14 protein-coding genes and 1 tRNA gene are annotated in these 19726 nt (G+C 61.5%); 6 read left to right on the top strand and 9 right to left on the bottom strand.

Translation table 11 applies throughout. The annotated features are described in order from the left end of the window. Nucleotides 1-13: 13 nt before the first annotated feature. The 3 genes from C8K63_RS04195 (at nt 14) to C8K63_RS04180 (ending at nt 3877) form a co-directional block, all read left to right on the top strand. The gene (locus tag C8K63_RS04195; protein ID WP_108215537.1) at nt 14-1492 is read left to right on the top strand and encodes a DUF1254 domain-containing protein; all 1479 of its coding nucleotides are present in this window, start codon (nt 14-16) and stop codon (nt 1490-1492) included. A gap of 226 nt (nt 1493-1718) precedes the next feature. Beyond that, on the top strand, nt 1719-2372 hold the full coding sequence (locus C8K63_RS04190; protein ID WP_095942163.1) for a hydrolase: 654 nt from the start codon (nt 1719-1721) through the stop codon (nt 2370-2372). A gap of 176 nt (nt 2373-2548) precedes the next feature. Next, complete coding sequence (locus C8K63_RS04180) at nt 2549-3877, top strand: OprD family porin (RefSeq protein WP_108215536.1); 1329 nt, start codon at nt 2549-2551, stop codon at nt 3875-3877. Between the two features lie 8 nt (nt 3878-3885). Here C8K63_RS04180 and C8K63_RS04175 read toward each other — a convergent pair. The 7 genes from C8K63_RS04175 to fdnG form a co-directional block, all read right to left on the bottom strand. Then, nucleotides 3886-3981, bottom strand: a tRNA-Sec gene (locus C8K63_RS04175). A gap of 32 nt (nt 3982-4013) precedes the next feature. Beyond that, entirely contained in the window at nt 4014-5921 is a 1908-nt protein-coding gene (gene selB, locus C8K63_RS04170) for a selenocysteine-specific translation elongation factor (protein ID WP_108215535.1), read from the bottom strand. Beyond that, entirely contained in the window at nt 5918-7348 is a 1431-nt protein-coding gene (gene selA, locus C8K63_RS04165) for an L-seryl-tRNA(Sec) selenium transferase (RefSeq protein ID WP_108215534.1), read from the bottom strand. Before selA ends, selB begins: the two co-directional genes overlap by 4 nt. Before the next feature lie 51 nt (nt 7349-7399). Further along, nucleotides 7400-8326 (bottom strand): formate dehydrogenase accessory protein FdhE, encoded by a 927-nt coding sequence (gene fdhE / locus C8K63_RS04160; protein ID WP_108215533.1) that lies wholly within the window; start codon nt 8324-8326, stop codon nt 7400-7402. A gap of 3 nt (nt 8327-8329) precedes the next feature. Beyond that, a complete protein-coding gene (locus C8K63_RS04155) occupies nt 8330-8995 on the bottom strand; it encodes a formate dehydrogenase subunit gamma (RefSeq protein WP_108215532.1) in 666 nt (221 codons plus the stop codon). After that, nucleotides 8992-9927 carry a formate dehydrogenase subunit beta gene (gene fdxH, locus C8K63_RS04150; protein ID WP_108215531.1) on the bottom strand — a complete coding sequence of 312 codons (936 nt, stop codon included), beginning with the start codon at nt 9925-9927 and terminating at the stop codon, nt 8992-8994. Before fdxH ends, C8K63_RS04155 begins: the two co-directional genes overlap by 4 nt. Beyond that, entirely contained in the window at nt 9928-12993 is a 3066-nt protein-coding gene (gene fdnG / locus C8K63_RS04145; RefSeq protein WP_146176370.1) for a formate dehydrogenase-N subunit alpha, read from the bottom strand. Nucleotides 12994-13292: 299 nt separating this feature from the next. Between fdnG and C8K63_RS04135 the strand changes: the two genes are divergently transcribed. Further along, nucleotides 13293-14447 (top strand): MalY/PatB family protein, encoded by a 1155-nt coding sequence (locus C8K63_RS04135; RefSeq protein WP_108215528.1) that lies wholly within the window; start codon nt 13293-13295, stop codon nt 14445-14447. Nucleotides 14448-14549: 102 nt separating this feature from the next. Here C8K63_RS04135 and C8K63_RS04130 read toward each other — a convergent pair whose 3' ends face one another. Further along, nucleotides 14550-16826, bottom strand: coding sequence for an ATP-dependent DNA helicase (locus C8K63_RS04130; RefSeq protein WP_108215527.1), 2277 nt, complete (start codon nt 16824-16826; stop codon nt 14550-14552). Beyond that, nucleotides 16823-18490 (bottom strand): VRR-NUC domain-containing protein, encoded by a 1668-nt coding sequence (locus tag C8K63_RS04125; protein WP_108215526.1) that lies wholly within the window; start codon nt 18488-18490, stop codon nt 16823-16825. The genes C8K63_RS04130 and C8K63_RS04125 overlap by 4 nt, the downstream gene beginning before the upstream one ends. Before the next feature lie 193 nt (nt 18491-18683). On the opposite strand from C8K63_RS04125, the gene C8K63_RS04120 reads away from it, so the two are divergent. Both C8K63_RS04120 and C8K63_RS04115 read left to right on the top strand, forming a co-directional pair. Beyond that, nucleotides 18684-18908 carry a YgdI/YgdR family lipoprotein gene (locus tag C8K63_RS04120; RefSeq protein WP_108215525.1) on the top strand — a complete coding sequence of 75 codons (225 nt, stop codon included), beginning with the start codon at nt 18684-18686 and terminating at the stop codon, nt 18906-18908. 138 nt (nt 18909-19046) lie between these two features. After that, the gene (locus tag C8K63_RS04115; RefSeq protein ID WP_108215524.1) at nt 19047-19724 is read left to right on the top strand and encodes an MliC family protein; all 678 of its coding nucleotides are present in this window, start codon (nt 19047-19049) and stop codon (nt 19722-19724) included. Nucleotides 19725-19726 lie beyond the last annotated feature (2 nt).

The raw sequence follows: 19726 nt of genomic DNA, 5'->3' as shown, positions 1-19726 counted from the left end.
GTCAGGACGCATTATGATTCGTTTGCCCCGACGCCACGCTCTTTTTGCCTTGACCATTGCCAGTACGCTCGCCGCCACTCCTCTGCCGGGGGCACAGAACCGCGCTGTCGAAGCCACCGCCGCCAGCGCGGTCGCGGGCCCCGTCGCCGGCACCAAAGTCACTGAGCCGTACGTGCGCATGATGGCGCGCGAGGCGTATTTCTGGGGTTGGCCGATGGCCAACATCTTCAATCGTCGCGAGACCTTAAAAAACCTGCCCGAACCCGGATTGATGGGCGGCATCGTGCCCGTGGCTCCGATCAATCGGTTGTCGATGCTCAGCGACTACATCGACCCGGCCGAGCGGTTGGTGGCCTGTCCGAACCAGGACGTGGTGTACGGCGCCGGCAGCATCGCCCTGGACATTGAGCCGGTGGTGCTGCAAGTACCGGACTTCGACGGCCGTTTCTGGGTGTATCAGGTGGTCGACCTGCGTTCCGACAGCTTTGCCGAACTGGGCAAAATGTATAACACCCAACCGGGTTTCTACCTGCTGGTCGGCCCGGACTGGAACGGCAAGGTGCCGCCCGGCATCAAGCGGGTGTACCGAGCGCGCACCAACACCGGGTTCGTGATCCCGCGGGTATTCCTGGATGACACCGCTACCGACCGTCTGGCTGTGCAACCGGCACTGTCGGGCATCGACATGTACCCACTGTCGCAGTACGACGGCAAGATGAAGACGCGTGCCTGGGCCAGGCTGCCGAAATTCCCGGCCCAGGCTTCCGAAGGCAACGCCGAAACCAAATGGGTGATACCGGAGAAGTTCTTCGACGAACTGCCGACCCTGCTCAAGGATGCCAAGCCATTGCCGGGCGAAGAGTCTCGCTACGCACAAATGGCCGCCCTGGCGGCCATCGCCAAGGCCGACCCCAAACTTCGGGCCGCGATGATCGACGAGGCGAGGAAGGCCGACAGCGAAGTGATCGACCCGCTGTTGCAGTTCCGCAACTATGGCCTGCAATTGCCCGATCACTGGAGCACGGTGAGTAACGGCGCAGCGTTCGGCACCGACTATTTCACCCGTACCGCCGTGGCGCGCTCGAACATTTTCGTGAACCAGCAGAAAGAGGCCAAATACTTCTACCAGGACCTGGATGAGAACGGCCTGCGCCTTAACGGTCAGTACGGCTACAGCGTGACATTCGCCAAAGGCAAGCTGCCGCCAGTCAGGGGCTTCTGGTCGCTGACGCTGTACAACGAACAACACTTCTTCGCCCCGAATGCCCTCAAGCGCTATTCCATTGGCACCAGGAACAAGTCCCTGCAAACCAACCCTGATGGCTCGTTGACCCTTTACGTGCAAAGCGAATCACCCGGCAAGGACAAGGAAAGCAACTGGCTGCCCTCGCCCAGGGATGCCAGTTTTTCGCTGTATATCCGGGCTTACTGGCCAGAGTCCGAAGCACTCAATGGCCAATGGACCCCACCGGCCGTGGTGAAAACGAACTGAGCAGAATTGGTAAGCACCAATCCCTGTGGGAGCGAGCCTGCTCGCGATGGCGGCATGTCAGCCGACATCATTATTGAATGTACCTGCCTCATCGCGAGCAGGCTCGCTCCTACAGGTACGCGCCACGCTCACTGCACACGGCGGTCAAAGACAGCACACCAATTCAATATTCCCGATTCGATCTGCGTAACCATGACGTCCTCACTCACCCCGTAAGGACCCTGTCATGGCCATTGCAAAAGCAGTCCCCGGCAAAACCCTGCTGACCCCGACCGACCACACCCTGATCATGATCGACCACCAGTCGCAGATGTCATTCGCGACCAAGTCGATCGATGCCGTGACCCTGCGCAACAACGCCGCACTGGTAGCCAAGGCAGCCCGTGGCTTCAAGGTCTCGACCATTCTCACCACCGTCGCCGAGAAGAGCTTTTCCGGGCCGATCTTCGACGAAATCAAAGCTGTGTTCCCGGAACACAACGTCATCGACCGCACCAGCATGAACACCTGGGAAGACGAACGCATTGCTGTGGAAGTCAATGCCATCGGCAAGCAGAAGATTGTCCTCGCCGGCTTGTGGACGTCCGTTTGCATCGTCGGCCCGGCGCTGTCGGCGATCGATCAGGGCTTCGAGGTGTATGTGATTGCCGATGCCTGTGGCGACGTCAGCACCGAAGCCCATGAAATGGCCATGCAGCGCATGATCCAGATCGGCGCCCGGCCGATGACCGCGCTGCAATACCTGCTGGAACTGCAACGCGACTGGGCCCGCACCGAGACCTACGACGAAACGGTGAAAACCTCGATTGCCAACGGTGGTGCCTACGGTCTGGGCCTGATCTACGCCAAGACCATGTTTGGTGCATCCGAAGGCCATTAAGGTCCGTTGAAAAACCAGCGACTGCAGGCGGACTCCCGTAGGAGCGAGCTTGCTCGCGATGGTCTCAAGAACGCCGCGTTTAGCCAGTAAACAAGCGTTATCGTTAACGACCATCGCGAGCAAGCTCGCTCCTACAGTGAATCATCGCAGTCGCTACCCCCTGTGGTGAGCCATTGATGACCCTCTTCCCGCAAGACTTCAGGGTGACGATTGCCCTGTGCTTCTGCCTGTTCGCTACCCACGCACTGGCCGATGAACCGGCGCAAGGCGCAGAAGGATTTTTCGACGGAGCGACCCTTGGCGTACTCAGCCGAAACTTTTACCTGAACAGCGACTATCGATCCCCTTCGCCAACCGGCAAGAGCTACAAAGCCGAATGGGCTCAAGGCTTTATCGGCGCTTTTACATCCGGTTTCACGCCGGGCACGGTCGGCTTCGGCCTCGATGCCCATGCCTTTCTGGGATTGAAACTCGATGGCGGCAAGGGCCATTCCGGGACCGGATTACTGCCGGTGGGCAGTGACGGCCGCAGTGAAAGCGATTACTCCGGCGGTGGCGGCGCGATCAAGCTCAAGGCCTCGAACACCACCCTGGCGTTTGGTGAAATGGAGGTCGAAAGCCCGGTGTTCGACACCGCGGACAAACGCCTGCAACCGGAGTACGCCACCGGGTTTCTGCTCGACAGCCGCGAAATCGACGGTATGAACCTGCAGGCCGGCCACTTCACGGCATTCAAGAATCAGGACAGTGCGTCAGGCAAGGGCAACTTTTTCGGTTATGGCGCCAACACCGAGGCCGGCGGCATTTCGTTTGTCGGCGCAGACCTGTTTACCCAAAGCCCGGTCGGTGGCGCCCTGTATGCCTCGGATCTGACTGACACCTGGCATCAGTACTACGGCAACCTGCACTTCAAGCAGACCGAAGTCTTCCTCGACGCCAACCTCTATCACACCCGGGACACCGGTCAGGCACTGGCCGGCGCCATCGACAATACGGCGTACAGCCTGTCCGGCCGATACACGCTGGGCGCCCATGGTTTCACCCTGGCCTATCAGAAAATCAACGGTGATACGCCGTTCGATTTTGTCGGTGGCGACTCCATCTACCTGGCCAACTCGATCAAGTACGCCGACTTCAACGGCGCCCACGAACGCTCCTGGCAGGTTCGCTACGACCTGGACCTGGCCACCTTCGGGGTACCCGGCCTGAAGTTCATGACCCGCTACGTCACCGGCGACCAGATCGACGGCACCCATGCGCCACAAGGCGGGGCCTACAACCCGTTCGACCCGGCGACCGGCACCTTCGTGCCGCAACAGGGTGACGGGGGCAAACACTGGGAGCGCGACATCGACCTGCACTACGTCGTGCAGTCCGGGGCGGCCAAGGGCTTGTCGCTGCAACTGTCCCATGTGTCGCACCGGGCCAACGCGGCCCAGGCCGGCGATGACATCGACCGGGTGTACGTGGTCATCCAGTACCCGTTGGACTTCGGGCCGTTCTGAGTGGAAAGTGGCGGAAGGCAGCCGGAGTCGAACCTGCCCGGGAACGGATGCCGTCCCCAACCGGGTTTGAAGCCCGGCCGCGCCACCGGGCGCGATTGCCTTCCTTGAAGTCTTGCCTCTGAATCATGCCCTTGAATCAGTGCTCATTGCGCCGGGCCAACGCACTGTCCGGGCGAATCTGTCGTCGATCGCCAAAGCGCCGGGTCAGGCCGATACGGTCGAAGTACTCCAGTATCTGAATGCTGCGCTTGCGCCCCAGGCCCACCGCATCCCGAAATGCCGCCACCTGAATCACCGGGTTGGCGTCGGCCAGTTGCAACAGCATAGCCGCCAATCGGCGAATCATGCTGTCGGTATAGAACAGATCGCGCACCACCTGGTGCATCAAGCCCAGGCGCGCCATTTTGCGCAGCAAGTCGCGCACGGCCGCTTCCTCATGCCCCAGGTCGCGCACCCACGGCGGGTCGAAACCGGCCTGTTCGAACAACGGCTGCAAGTGCAGCCACAGGGTTTCGTCCGTTTCGCTCAAGCGCACCTGATGCCCGGGCAGATGCAACCACGGGCCGCTGCTGGCGATGTCGCCGCTGGCCAGTAACTCCTCGAGCAGGGTGATAAATGTCGCGCGTTCCATCGTGCTGCCGGCGAATCGACGCAAGCGATCCCGGTCCGGCCCCATTTGATCCGCATCGAGCTGATGAAAGCGTGCGAGGTGCTCCAGTACCGCCACCTTCAAGGCTTCCCAACGGCTGGCACTGAACAGCAACGCGCCTTGACGGGTGTCGATCAAGCGCACGTCAGCGGGCAACACCCAACTGCTGCGCGGTCGGTTGAACTGCCGTTCCAGGCGCTGCGGATCGATCCCGCTGTCACTATGGGCCAACAATGTCGGCAATACATCTTCCAGCGTTGCGCTGTTCGCCAGCGCGACCAGCTGCGCCAACCGTTCGGGGCTGCGACGTTGCCGGGTGGGGGCAAACGGGTCGAGCACCCGGCCGCCGCCCAGCGTACGTTGGGCGCTCTGATCGCGCAGGACCAGCGGATCGCCTCTCACCGCATGCACCGGTGCATTGAGCAGCAGTTGGGCCAACATCCGCCCACCGGGCGCCAGGCTGGTGCCTTCGAGCAAGGCGACTCGCCCGGTGACGTCCTGGGTACCGAGGTGCGCGTGCACCGGTTGAAAGTGCTCGAAGGCGCGGGATTCGCCGGGGAGTAACTGCATGTCGATGTCCAGGCGCTGTGTCGGTGCGTACAAGCCGGCGGCCAGCAACCAGTGGCCGCGATGGATGTGCTCCAGGGCCAGCCGTTCGGCACTCAGGTTCAACGCCACGCGCTGGCCGGCAAAGGCATGGTCGGTGGCCTGGTTTTGCGCGTGCAGGCCGCGAATGCGCACCGGTTTGCCTTGTGGCCCCAGTAGCAGGGTATCGCCCACCGCGACCTGGCCGGACAGTGCCGTACCGGTCACCACGATACCGGCCCCGGCCACGCTGAAGGCGCGATCGATCGCCAGGCGAAAACCACCTTCGGTGCTGCGTTGCGACACTTCACGCTGGGCATCGAGCAACGCCTGGCGCAAGGTGCCGATGCCATCAAGGGTCACGCTCGACAGCGCCATCAGCGGTGCACCGGCATACGGACCGGGCGCCAGCAATGCGCTCACCTGCTCGCGAACAGCCTGCACCCGGGCACCATCGACCCGGTCGCATTTAGTGATTGCCACCAGCGCCCGGGGAATGCCCAGCAGCTCGACAATCGCCAGATGCTCGCGGGTCTGTGGCATCACCCCGTCATCGGCGGCTACTACCAGCAACACCAGATCGATACCCTGCGCTCCGGCGAGCATGTTGTGGGTGAAGCGTTCATGGCCGGGAACATCGATGAAACCGGTCAGGCCCGCTCCCGGCGCCAGCGCGGCATACAGGTAGCCGAGGTCGATGGTCATGCCGCGCTCGCGCTCTTCCCGGCGCCGGTCACCCGCCTGACCGGTCAGCGCCTGGAGCAGCGCGGTTTTGCCATGGTCGATGTGCCCTGCGGTGCCGACAATCACCCTGTCCGGCCCTCCACGTGTAATTGATCGAGCTGCGCCAGCCATGCCGGCTCGTCGTCCAGTTGTCGCAGGTCCAGCCACAGGGCGTCGTCGTCAATGCGCCCGAGAACCGCAATCGGTAAACCGCGCAAAGCCTGCTCAAGACTCAGCAAAAATCGCCCGCGCAAACGCTTCGAGGTGAGTGGTCGCACACACAGCGCCGCACTGGCCAGCCGTGCCACCGGTTGGCTGCCGCTGCCGATCATGCCCAGTGACGGCATGGCACTGACGCTCCAGCCCTCACCCAGCACCTGCGCCAGCGCTGGCCGCAATCGCTCAGCCTGGGCGAGGATATCGGCCTGTGGCCGGGTCAACAGACGCAGGCTCGGCAAGCGCTCGGCCAGTCGGTCCGGGTTGCGGTACAAAGCCAACACCGCTTCCAGGGCAGCCAGGGTCATTTTGTCGACCCGCAGCGCACGCTTGAGCGGGTTCTTCTTGATCCTGGCGATCAATTTCTTGCGGCCGACGATAAGCCCGGCTTGCGGCCCGCCAAGCAGTTTGTCGCCACTGAAGGTAACGATGTCCGCGCCATCGAGCAGCGCCTGGCGTACCGTCGGTTCGGCGGGCAAGCCCCAGCGGGTCAGGTCCAGCAGGCTGCCGCTGCCGAGGTCTTCGAGCAACGGCAGTCCATGCTGGTGGGCGATTTTCGCCAGTTCAGCCGTCGCCACACGCGTGGTGAAGCCTTGAATGCTGTAGTTGCTCGCATGCACGCGCATGATCAATGCGCTGCGCGGGCCAATGGCGGCCTCGTAGTCGCGGGCATGGGTGCGGTTGGTGGTGCCGACCTCAATCAGCTTCACCCCGGCGCGGCCCATGATGTCGGGGATGCGAAAGGCGCCACCGATTTCAATCAGTTCGCCCCGGGAAATAATCCCTTCCTTGCGCGCACCCAGGCTGTTGAGGGTCAGCAAGACCGCTGCGGCATTGTTGTTGACCACGGTCACCGCTTCAGCGCCGGTCAGTTCGAGGATCAAGCCTTCGATCAGGTCGTCGCGGTCACCGCGTTTGCCGCTGCGCAGGTCAAATTCCAGGTTGAGCGGATAGCGGGCCGCCATTTGCACCGCCTCAATCGCCTCTTCGGGCAACAACGCCCGCCCGAGGTTGGTGTGCAGCACCGTGCCGGTGAGGTTGAACACCCGGCGCACATGGCTGCGATGCTGGGTTGTCAATCGTTCGCCGACCCTGCCCGCCAGCACTTCGGCGCTGACTTCTGCAGGTTCGAGCAACCCCTGCTGCACCCCTTCGCGCAACTCATCCAGCAAAAGCCGCAAGGTACTCAGCAAGGCGTCGCGTCCATAGCGCTCGGCCAACGGCAGGCACGCCGGGTGCCGCAACAGACTGTCGATGGAAGGTAGACGCAGGGGTTGGCTGGCACCGCGTGCGGACATCTGACGCTCCTGAAAACGAAAGACCCTCGCGCCAGAGTGTAGACCCTGCGGTTATTCGTCTCCCGGAGCCAGCAGCAGATTCGGTGCCAGACGCTGATAACCGTCCTGGGTCAGGCGCATGTCGAGCATCAGGCTGGACAGGTCTGCCGATAGCGCTTCGGCATCCGCATCGTTCTCCAGATAGAGCAACTTCAGATAGCTGTTGCAACCGGGGCAGACTTCAGCGCGCAACGGCGCCTGGTTGGCGGCGTGGCGGTCATCTTTAAGGCTGAGGTATTCCAGGCCCTTGCTCTGCTCGCAATACACGCACTTGACCCGCACCACATGCCACTCGCAGGCGCACAGCGAACAGACCAGATAACGCAAACCATTGTACTTGCCACGATGGCGGATGACCCCGGCCATGGCCGGCGAGCCACAGGCCGGGCACTGGCTGAGGCTGTCACCGGGGGTAAGTTGCAGATTGGGCGTGCTCAACAGCCAGTGGCTCCAGGCTGTTTGCAGCGCCGCACCGAGAAACGGCACCAATGCTGCCGACACCAGCGAATACTGGCCGCTGACCAACGCCACCGCCCAGGCGCGACGCTGCCCGGCACCGGCCAGGCGCAAGGTTTGCACGGCATCGGCCACGGCGGATTGTGACGATGCGCTATAGCGCTGCAGCAAAGCATCGAGGTAAAGCTGCCAATCGTCTTCGCGCGCCAGGCTGTCGGCCGCGAACGGCGGCAAGCCGTGTTGCTGGCACAACTCGATGCGTTGTCGGTCGAGGGGCTCGCTCAGCGGCGGGTCGTCCAGCACCTGTTGCTGCACCCGGCACAATCCGGCAATCAGGCGCAGGTAATCGGCCAGCTGGTGCCCTTCGGCCAGCGTTTCCAGGCGCAAGGCGCGCAGGCTGAACAGGTTATTCGGTGGCATGTACAGAAACGGCGGCGAACTGGCCGCCGCTTCGATTTCTCCAGGTTCCAGGATAGTTGGCAAATGTCAGCCCTTTTTGGTGATCGGTCGCTTGGGTGCTGCGTTACGCGTCTCATCTTGAGTTACTTGGCGGTACCAGAGTTCGTGGTGCTTCTTCGCCCAGGCGCGGCTGACCCAGCCGTGCACCATGGCGCTGACCGAGCCCTTGATCCAGATCCCGGCATAGATGTGCACGATGATGCTCAGGATCAGCACGGAAGCGGCCAGCGCATGCAGCAAACTCGCCCAGCGGATAAGCGTGATGCCGAAGTAATCGCTGAAATACGCGCGCCAGATCACCAGGCCGCTGAACAGCAACACCAGCATGCACAGCAGTAAAGTCCAGAACAGCAACTTCTGCCCGGGGTTGTACTTGCCAATGGGTGGAACGCCCTCCTCTTCATTCTTGATTACCCGGTCGATGCGCTTGAGCCACAGGCGATCGTTGGCGATGAAGTAGTTGGCGCGCCAGAAACGCAGCACTAAACCGAGGAACAACAGGAACATCAATACGCCCATGAACGGATGCAGAATGCGCGTCCACGGTCCGCCGCCGAACAGGTTGCTCAGCCAGAACAGCGCCGGGTGGAACAGCGCCAGCCCGGACAACCCGGCCATGAAGAACAGAATCGCCACCAGCCAGTGATGGGTGCGCTGGTTGCTCGTATAGCGCAGGATGGTCTTGTTGCTCATGGCTTACCCTCCCCACGGGGATCGAAGGTATGCACCGCCGGGTCGACTTCGTGCACCGAGGTATCCGGCGGGCTCGGGTGTTCATCCTCTTCGACCACTTGCGGGCCGACCCGCACGTAGTGGAAGAACCCGGCCAGCACCGCCGCCCCCATGGCCAGCAGCGCCAGAGGTTTGCTCACGCCTTTCCACAGGTTGACCAAGGGACTGATGATCGGATCGGCCGGCAAACCGGCGTACAGTTTCGGCGTATCGGCGTGGTGCAGTACGTACATCACATGGGTGCCGCCGACGCCCGCGGGGTCATACAGACCGGCGTTTTCAAAGCCACGGCTCTTGAGATCAACGATACGCTCGGCGGCATGTTCCTTCATGTCGTCCTTGGAGCCGAACACGATGGCACCGGTCGGGCAGGTTTTCACGCAGGCCGGTTCCAGCCCTACCGCCACCCGGTCCGAACACAACGTACATTTGTAGGCCTTGTGATCCTTCTGCGAGATCCGTGGAATGTTGAACGGACAACCGGTGATGCAGTAGCCGCAGCCAATGCAGTGGTCCTGATCGAAATCGACGATGCCGTTGGCGTGCTTGATGATCGCCCCCGGGCTGGGGCATGCCGCCAGGCAACCGGGCTCGGCGCAGTGCATGCAGCCGTCCTTGCGGATCAGCCATTCCAGGTTGCCGGCGTCGGTCTCGTGCTCGGTGAAGCGCATCAAGGTCCAGGTTTCTGCGGTGAGGTCCTGCGGGTTGCCGTAGGTGCCATGGTTGTGACCGACCTCGTCACGCAACTCGTTCCATTCCGAGCAGGCGACCTGGCAGGCCTTGCAGCCGATGCATTTGGTGGTGTCGATCAGCTTGGCGACTTCCTCCACGCCGCGTATCGACGGCGCGGGGGTGGTGGTGGCCGAGCGGGCAATGATGTCTTGGCTGGCCATTTAGACTTTCTCCACGTTGACCAGGAATGACTTGGATTCCGGGGTCTGGGTGTTGCCATCGCCGAGGAACGGCACCAGGGTGTTGGTCAGGTAGCCGTGACGGGTAGCGCCGGTGAAGCCCCAGTGCAAGGGGATACCGATCTGGTGAACGACCTGATTGTTGACCTGCAGCGGACGAATCCGCTTGGTCACTACCGCCACCGCTTCGATATGCCCGCGCTTGGAGCTGACCCTTACTCGGTCACCGGCAGCAATGCCCTTTTCCTTGGCCAGCACCTCGCCGATTTCGACGAATTGTTCGGGTTGGGTAATGGCGTTGATCGGGCAATGCTTGGTCCAGAAGTGGAAGTGTTCGGTCAGCCGGTAGCTGGTCGCCGCATACGGGAAGTCCTTGGCCTGCCCGAGGGAGTCCCAGACTGAATCGAAGATCCGCCCGGCCGGGTTGCTGGTCGCCTGCTTGTTGTTGGGGTGCATCGGGTTGATACCGATGGGCGTCTCGAACGGCTCATAGTGTTCCGGGAACGGCCCTTCGTTCATCTTGTCGAGGGCGAAGAAACGCGCCACGCCTTCGGGGTTCATGATGAACGGGTTGATGCCCGCTTCCGGTGCGGCGTCGACTTTGTAGTCGGGCACGTCGGTGCCGGTCCAGACCTTGCCGTTCCACCACACCAGCCGTTTGTTCGCGTCCCATGGTTTGCCTTTCGGGTCGCACGAGGCGCGGTTATAGAGGATCCGTCGATTTGCCGGCCAGGCCCAGGCCCAGCCGAGGTTCTGCTTCATCCCGTAAGGGTCGCTGTTATCACGCCGGGCCATGTTGTTGCCCTGCTCGGTCCAGCTGCCGCAGAAAATCCAGCAACCGGATGCCGTGCTGCCATCGTCCTTGAGCTGGCCGAAGCCGGACAACTGCTGACCCGCCTTGACCACCGCGCCCGAGGCGTCGGTGACATCGGCGACGGCGTAGCCGTTGAATTCCCGGGCCAGCTCTTCCGGCGTCGGGTCATCCGGTATTTTGTAGGGCCAGTCGAGCTTGAGGATCGGCTCGGCCCAGGCACCGCCATTGGCCTGGTAACGCTTGCGCAGGCGCAAGAACAGCTCGGCCATGATTTTCACGTCGGTGCGCGCCAGCCCCGGGCCATCGGCACCCTTCCAGTGCCATTGCAGCCAGCGGCCGCTGTTGACCAGCGAACCGTTTTCTTCGGCGAAGCAGGTGGTGGGCAGGCGGATGACCTCGGTCTGGATGTTGGCCGTTTCCACGTCGTTGTAAGGCCCGACGTTGCGCCAGAACTCCGAGGTTTCGGTAGCCAATGGGTCCATCACTACCAGCCACTTGAGTTTGGCCAGCGCCTTCATCACCCGGTTTTTGTCCGGCAAGGCGGCGATCGGGTTGAAGCCCTGGCACAGGTAGCCATTGACCTCGCCCTTGCCCATCATGTCGAACATTTTCAGGATGTCGTAGCCGGGAATGTCCAGCTTGGGCAGCCAGTCGTAGCCCCAGTTGTTCTCGACGGTGGCATTGGCGCCGTACCAGGCCTTCATGAGGCTGACGTGGAACTTGCCGTAGTTCTGCCAGTAAGACATCTGCCCGGGACGTAGCGGCTTGAGTGCGCGCTTGGCGATGTAGGTGTTGTAATCCTGTTCGGCTTCGGCCGGCAGGGTCAGGTAACCGGGCAACAGGTTGGACAGCAAGCCGAGGTCGGTCAGGCCCTGAATATTGGAGTGCCCACGCAAGGCGTTGACGCCCCCGCCCGGCATGCCGACGTTGCCCAGCAGCAATTGCACCATGGCCGCGCTGCGGATCATCTGCGAGCCGGTTGAGTGCTGGGTCCAGCCCAACGCGTAGAGAATCGTCATGGTTTTGCCCGGTTGCGAGCAGGTGGCGATCTCTTCCCAGATTTTCTGCATTGCGTCCACGGGCATGCCGCAGACCTGACTGGACAGCTCCAGGGTGTAGCGGCTGTAATGCTGCTTCATCAATTGGTAGACGCAGCGAGGGTCTTGCAAGGTCGGGTCGACTTTGGCGAAGCCGTCCTCGCCGATTTCATAGCCCCAACCGGACTTGTCGGTGTAGCTGCGCTTGCTCGCGTCGTAACCGCTGAACAACCCGTCCTCGAAACCGTAGCTGGCCTTGACGATGAACGACACGTCCGTATAGGCCCGCACGTACTCGTGCTGGATCTTGTCTTCGGTCAACAGGTAATTGATCAGCCCGCCCATGAAGGCAATGTCGGTCCCGGTGCGGATCGGCGCGTAATAGTCGGCCACCGAGGCCGTACGGGTGAAACGCGGGTCGACCACAATCAGCCGCGCCTTGTTGTGGGCTTTGGCTTCGGTGACCCATTTGAAACCACAAGGGTGCGCTTCGGCGGCATTGCCACCCATCACCAGAACCAGATTCGCGTTGGCGATATCGGTCCAGTGGTTGGTCATGGCACCACGGCCATACGTCGGGGCAAGACTTGCCACCGTCGGACCGTGTCAGACACGCGCCTGGTTATCGAACCCCAGTATGCCGAGACTGCGAATCACCTTGTGGGTGATGTAACCCGCTTCGTTGGACGATGCCGACGCCGCGAGAAAACCGGTGGTCAGCCAGCGGTTCACCGTTTGCCCCTTGGCGTTCTTCTCGATGAAGTTGGCGTCGCGGTCGGCCTTCATCAGGTCGGCGATGCGATCGAGCGCTTCATCCCAGGAGATTCGCGTCCACTCCGTGGTGCCAGGCTTGCGCACCTGCGGGTACTGGAGACGACTGGGGCTGTGAATGAAGTCCAGCAGGCCTGCACCTTTGGGGCAAAGGGTGCCGCGGTTGACCGGGTGGTCAGCGTCACCTTCGATGTGGATGATGTTTTGCGCGACATTCTTCGCGTCATCGCCCTGGCTGTACATGATCAACCCGCAGCCGACCGAGCAATACGGACAGGTGTTGCGGGTTTCATGGGTGTGGGCAAGCTTGAAGTGACGCACCTGTTCGGCAAAGGCTGTCGTCGGGGCCATGCCCAACGCGCCCAGGCTAGAGCCTGCAAGGCCGATACCGGCGACCTTGAAGAACTGACGACGGCTGAGATCCATCGTGCACTCCTGATCAGGTGGAACCCGGTATATGGCCGGGTTTTTTTGAACAACCACGGTAGTGGCAGTCTGACTGCCGACACTACAAACTGTAGTCAATGCACTAGCGCTTTGTGTGAAAACCGACCGTCGGGCAAATCCAGCGGGCCGTGAAGATCCTTGTAGGAGCGAGCCTGCTCGCGATGGTGTGTCAGTCGACATCACCGTATCTGACACTCCTTCGCGAGCAGGCTCGCTCCTACAGGGGGTTGGCGCTTATCATGGCTGGCATGATTAACCGGCCTTTACGAGATTTGCGCATGACTTTCGATTTTGATCAGGTGTTCGACCGTCACAACACCGGCAGTACAAAATGGAGCCGCTACCCGGCCGATGTGTTGCCGATGTGGGTCGCCGACATGGATTTCGCCGCGCCGCCGGTGATCATCCAGGCCCTGCAAAAACGCCTGGAACACCCGATGGTCGGTTACAGCGTGGCCCGGGATGACCTGCGCGAGGCGATCGTCGCCGACCTCTGGAACAAGTACGCCTGGCGCGTCGAGCCCCAGGAGCTGATCTTCCTGCCGGGCGTCGAGTCCGGTTTCAACATGGCGCTGAAGGCCCTGGTGCAGGCGTCACAGAACGTCGTTGTGCAGGTGCCGAACTACCCGCCGCTGCGCCACGCACCCGGGCATTGGGGCCTGAACAAGGTCGAGCTGAACTTCGATGCGCAAGCCGATGGCACCTACACCACGCCGCTGGATACCTTGAGCCAGTCGCTGCAAGGTGGCGGCGCACTGCTGCTGAGCAACCCGCATAACCCGCTGGGCAAGGCCTTCCCCCGCACAGAGCTGCAAGCCATTGCCGACATTTGCCTGGAGCATGACGCCTGGATCATTTCCGACGAGATCCACGCCGAGTTGTGCTACGACGGGCGCCAGCACATTCCGATGGCCACATTGAGCGCACAAGTGGCCCAGCGCACCATCACGCTGATGTCGGCGAGCAAGGCCTACAACATCGCGGGTCTCAAGACCTCGTTCATGATCATCCAGGACCGTCACCTGCGTGAGAAGGTCAACCACGCCCGTTGCGGCATGGTCGACAGCGTCAATCCGCTGGGTATGGAAGCCACCCGCGTCGCCTACAGCGAAGCCGCGCCGTGGCTGGCCGAGCTGAAGGTCTACCTGCAAGGCAACCGCGATTTCCTCGCCGAGGCTGTGCGCACCCGCCTGCCGGGCATCACCATGAACCTGCCGCAAAGCACTTATCTGGCGTGGCTCGACTGCACGGCACTGGGGCTGGACAACCCGCAACAGTTCTTCCTCGAACAGGCCAAAGTTGGCTTGAGCGCCGGGCTGGACTTTGGCGATGACTGCAAGCAGTTCGTGCGCCTGAACTTCGGCTGCCCACGATCGCTGCTGGAAGAAGGCATTGCGCGGATGGAACGCAGTTTGCGCAACCTCAAGGCCTGATACCCCTTGTAGGAGCGAACTTGCTCGCGATGGACTCAAAGGCGCCGCGTTTAGCCAGTAAATACGCGTAATCGTTAACGACCATCGCAAGCAGGCTCGCTCCTACAGGGTGACAACCCAATTGCCTGTTATGGCCCACCAACGCGGCAGCAACTGCCTGACCTTGCTCTCGCCAAAACGGTCGTCGATCAACATCACCACCCCTTGATCCTGCTGGGTGCGGATCACCCGTCCAGCGGCCTGCACCACTTTCTGCACACCGGGATAAAGGTAGGTGTAGTCGTAACCGGCGCCAAAAATGGCGGCCATTCGCCGTTTCAGTTGCTCGTTCACCGGATTGAGCTGCGCCAGCCCCAAGGTGGCGATAAATGCGCCGATCAGCCGGGCACCAGGCAAGTCGATGCCTTCACCAAAGGCTCCGCCCAGCACCGCAAAGCCGACACCCTGGCCGTCGGCGTGGAACTGATCGAGAAACTGCTGACGTTGCGCTTCGCCCATGCCTCGGGACTGCGACCACAGACTGATGTGCGGATGCTTCTCGGTGAGTAACTGCGCCACCTGCTGCAAATAATCGAAGCTGCTGAAAAACGCCAGGTAATTGCCGGGGCGTGCGCAGAACTGTCTGGCGATCAAGTCCACGATCGGTTCGAGGGAGGACTGGCGATGCACGAACCGCGTGGAAATCTGGTCGACGATGTGCACTTGCAGTTGATCGGCATGAAACGGCGACTCGACGTCGATGCACACCGTGTCCGCCGGTGTCCCCAGTAAATCGGCGTAATAGTGCCGGGGGCTGAGGGTCGCGGAAAACAGCACCGTGCTGCGCGCGGCCGTCAGGCGCGGGCGGATGAACCCGGCAGGGACCACATTGCGCAGGCACAGCTGCGAGAGGTTGCGCTGGCGCTCGAGGTCGCGCTTGCTGATGTCGAACAGGAACTGCTCATCGAACAGCTCGGCCACCCGGCAAAAATGCAGCATGTCGAAGTAAAAACCCTGCAATGCACTGTCCAGCCCTTGAGGGTGATCGTTCAGGTAATCACCGATGCTGGCGCTGCACGACGACAGTGCCTGAAGGAGCTTTTCCGGCGCCTTGTCATAGGCCTGATAAGCACCGGTTTGCGCGCCATGCAGGGCATGCCACTCGCGGTTGACCCGCTGCATCGGCTTTTTCAGCGCTTCGGGCGCGGTTTTGCGCACGCCGTTGAAGGTCCCTTGATCGAGGCTGGCGCTGTACATCTGCCGGCCGCGTTCCACCAGGTTATGGGCTTCGTCGACCAGCACCGCGACTTTCCAGTTGTTGGCCTGGGCCAGACCGAACAACAAGGCGCTGAAGTCGAAGTAATAGTTGTAGTCGGCAACCACCACGTCGGCCCAGCGCGCCATTTCCTGGCTCAGGTAATACGGACAGACATCGTGCGCCAGGGCGATCTCGCGCAAGGCGCTCTGGTTCAACAGGCTCAGTCGACTGGCCGCCTGCCGCGCGGCGGGCAGGCGATCGTAGAAACCCCGGGCCAATGGGCACGACTCACCGTGGCAGGCTTTGTCCGGGTGTTCGCAGGCCTTGTCCCGGGCGATCATCTCCAGCACCCGCAACGGCGGCGCATCGGCGCTGGCAAGCATCACTTGCGCGGCGTCCAGGGCCAGTTTGCGTCCCGGGGTTTTCGCCGTGAGGAAGAACACTTTGTCCAGCTGCTGCGGCGCCAGCGCCTTGAGCATGGGGAACAAGGTGCCCAGGGTTTTGCCGATTCCGGTGGGTGCCTGGGCCATCAGGCAGCGCCCCGTGCTGACCGCCTTGAACACCGACTCGGCCAGATGGCGTTGCCCCGGCCGAAAGTCGGCGTGGGGAAACGCCAGACGCTGCGCCGCGAGATTGCGCCCGTCACGATGGGCGACTTCCTGTTCGGCCCATTGCAGGAACCGCGCGCAATGCCGTTCGAAGAACGGTTGCAGCTGCGCCGCCTCGAAGGGCTCGACCAGACAGGTTTCCTTTTCGCTGACGATGTCGAAATACACCAGTGCCAGGTTGATCCGGGGCAGGTCCAGTTTGCGGCACATCAACCAGCCGTAGATTTTCGCCTGGGCCCAATGCAACTGACGGTGGTTGGCCGGTTGCTTGCTCAAGTCGCCGCGGTAGGTCTTGACCTCTTCCAGGCAGTTTTGCCCAGGGTCGTAGCCGTCCGCCCTGCCCTTGACCGTCAAGGTTCGATACTGGCCCTCAAGGACGACTTCGCTTTGGTAACCCTCGCTGCGCCGCGATGCCACGGTGCGGTGCCCGACGATACCCTCCAGCGCGGTGGGCGACGGCGTGAAGCGCAGATCGAGGTCGCCGGCCTTGGCGGTGAACTCACACATCGCCCGCACCGCAATGCTGTAGCTCAAGCGCCCTGCTCCGCCCATTGCACGTAGCACACGGCAATCGGCATCTGGTGTTCGTGGCAGAACTCCAGCCAACGCAACTGGTTGTCCTGCAGGCGATCGCCCGGGCCTTTGACTTCGATCATGCGGTAGGTCTTTTGTTGCGGCCAGAACTGGATCAGGTCCGGCATGCCGGCGCGATTGGCCTTGATGTCCAGCAACAACCGGTTGAACCAGTGCTTGAGGTGCTCGGCCGGGAGGCAATCCAGCGCTTGCTCCAGCAGTTCTTCGCTGAGCACGCTCCAGAACACGAAAGGCGACTGCACGCCCCACTTGGCGGCATAACGTTCGCGGATGGTCTGCCGGTAGCGCCCGTCGTCGAGTTCGGCCAGGCAAACCTGAAACAGTTCGGCCCGACGGCCATGGAAATCTTCGCTGAGCAAATCCACCGGCCCACGCTGGAACGGGTGAAAAAACGCGCCCGGCAACGGCGCGAAAATCGCCGGCCAGCACAACAAGCCGAACAGCGAGTTGAACAGGCTGTTTTCGACGTAGTGCACCGGCGCCGAATCCTCAGCCAGATGCGTCTGAACATAAAACTCGACCGACACGGCGGGATCGACTCTGGGTAGTTGCAGGTCCAGACGCTGCATTTCCCGAGGCGCAGCCCGCTTGATGGGCGGCCCGCCGAGCTTGCGCCGCAGGCGCGGCAGCACACGCAGCAGCTGTTGTTGTTCGGCGGCGCTTTCCGGTGCCTGTTCGGCCTGTGCGGCCAGGTCCAGCGCCGACTCAAACTCGCCACTGCGTTCCAGCACGCGAATCAGCCGTGAACGCGCGCCCGGATAGGCACATTCGCGGTAGAGGTTCAGGGCCATGGCGAAATCCGTGATGCGTTCGCAATACTGGCCCATCTGGAACAGCAGCTTGCCGCGCCGCCGTTGCAACCATGGGTTGTCCAGCACCAGCCCCTTGATGCGCTCGACTACTTCTTCCAGCGCTTCACCGGCCTCGAATTGTTGCTGGTACGCGTACAGGAGGACACAGGCATCCACGTCTTCGCGGCAGCGCAAGCCGCGGGACTCGGCACAGAACTCGACTTTTTCGTAGGTATAAATGCCCAGGTCGGCCAACACAAACTCCGACCAGTCCTGGTACAGGTTGCCGAAGAACATCAGGCGCAGGCGATCGCACAACGCCATGATGGTCAGGCTGAACAGGCGCTCATCCAGCCACGGACACCAGTCGTTGAAGCTCTGCGTCTGGGGAAATTGCGCGCTCAGCGTCGGCAACCAGTCGTTTTTCCTGCCTTTGGGTTGCTCGATGGCAGCGGCAAAGGTCTGGAGGATTTCGGCCTTGAGCAGCACCTCGAACAGTTCGTCGATGGCGATGGGCATTTGCCTGTCGACCCAACCCAGTTCAAGCAACGGGCCGATGGCTGTGCCGATATCGCCGATTTCGTCGTAATGCAGCTTGCTCGCCCTGAAATGAATGCCTTTGCGCATCACCATTCTGACCAGCAGTGCCTGCGATTCACGGGGTAACCCCTTGAACGCTTGAATGAAATGCTGCTCTTCGACGCTCAACACATCGCCAGAGCGCCGCTCAAGCCAATCAAGCACTTGCATGAAGTTGTTCAGGTAATAGAACGGATCGTCGAGGGGATTTGCAGTCACAGGGAAATGGGCCATGGCGAGCGAGTACTGGTTATGCGTACAGATACCAGTTCCACCCTGCCCGGTGCAATCGGAAAAGGATAAATGGCGCCGTAGGAATTTTTCCCGAGCAGTAGAACTTTCTGCCCCCCGGCGGCACCAACCGCGATAGAGGTGCAGTGAAAGCCATCGAACGGATGGCGCTGCTTCAGAACGTATGGAGGTGATTATGGATTTCAAGACTTTGGGCTGGCCCCTGGCGGGAGCGGCCCTGCTGACGCTGGCCGGTTGCTCGACGCCAACGGTGGTGACGCTGCAGAACGGCACTCAGTACCTGACCAAAGACATGCCGAAAACCAAAACCATCGACGGCTTCTTCGAGTTTGAGGACATTTCAGGTAAGACGGTGAAAGTCAGGTCTGACGAAGTGGCGACGATTCTCAAGGAAGACTAACGTTTCTGCTGGCACGATGTGGCAGGTTTCGAGCACTGCTTTACACTCGATAGGCCCCGTGCGACCGAATGACTGTGCAACGCTTCGACACGATGCGTTGCAATGCGGGCATCACGCAAAGACTCAGGTGACGTCGAAATGAAAATGGTCACGCCACTTCTGGCCACTGTGCTCGCCGTCAGCGCGTGCGTGACGGCGAGCCTGTGTGACGCCGCCACAAAAGCAAAACCAAAACCAAAGCCCTTGCCAACGTACAAAACCAGTTTCGATTGCGCCACGCCCCAGGCATCCGTCGAAAAACTCATCTGCCACGACGCCCAACTGGCGAGCATGGACCTGGAGCTCAATCGTCTATATCTGCTGGCGCTCACCGATGAACATTCAGTGCCGCGCCCGAATAAAGTCGAGATTGATCATCGGTTTTGGTTAGAGTCCCGTAACCAGTGTGGTGCCGGGCCGCAAGCCCGGGCGTGCATCGTGCGAAGTTATGCCGAGCGTGCGTTCCAACTGCGTCAGGGTTCGGCCATAGCGAGAACCAAGGACCCAAGCAGGCTCACGGAAGGCCCCTTGGCTTATCGTTGCGCAGGGTTTAACGCATTGGTTGCCGCGACCTTCTTTACGGTCGAACCGGGCGTTGTGCTCCTGAAGTGGGCCAACACCTCCATCACCCTGGACCAGGTACCGAACAATTACGGAACCCAGTACACGGGCAAGGATTACAAAGGCAACTACAGCTTCTGGCAAATCGGCGATGACGTGTTTTTGCAGATACCCGGCTCAGCAAAGATGAATTGCGCAGCCGAGCCGGTCGGCTGAGG

The sequence above is a fragment of the Pseudomonas sp. GV085 genome (genome assembly GCF_003050925.1).
Taxonomy (GTDB): domain Bacteria; phylum Pseudomonadota; class Gammaproteobacteria; order Pseudomonadales; family Pseudomonadaceae; genus Aquipseudomonas.
This window is presented reverse-complemented; position numbering and strand designations above follow the sequence as displayed.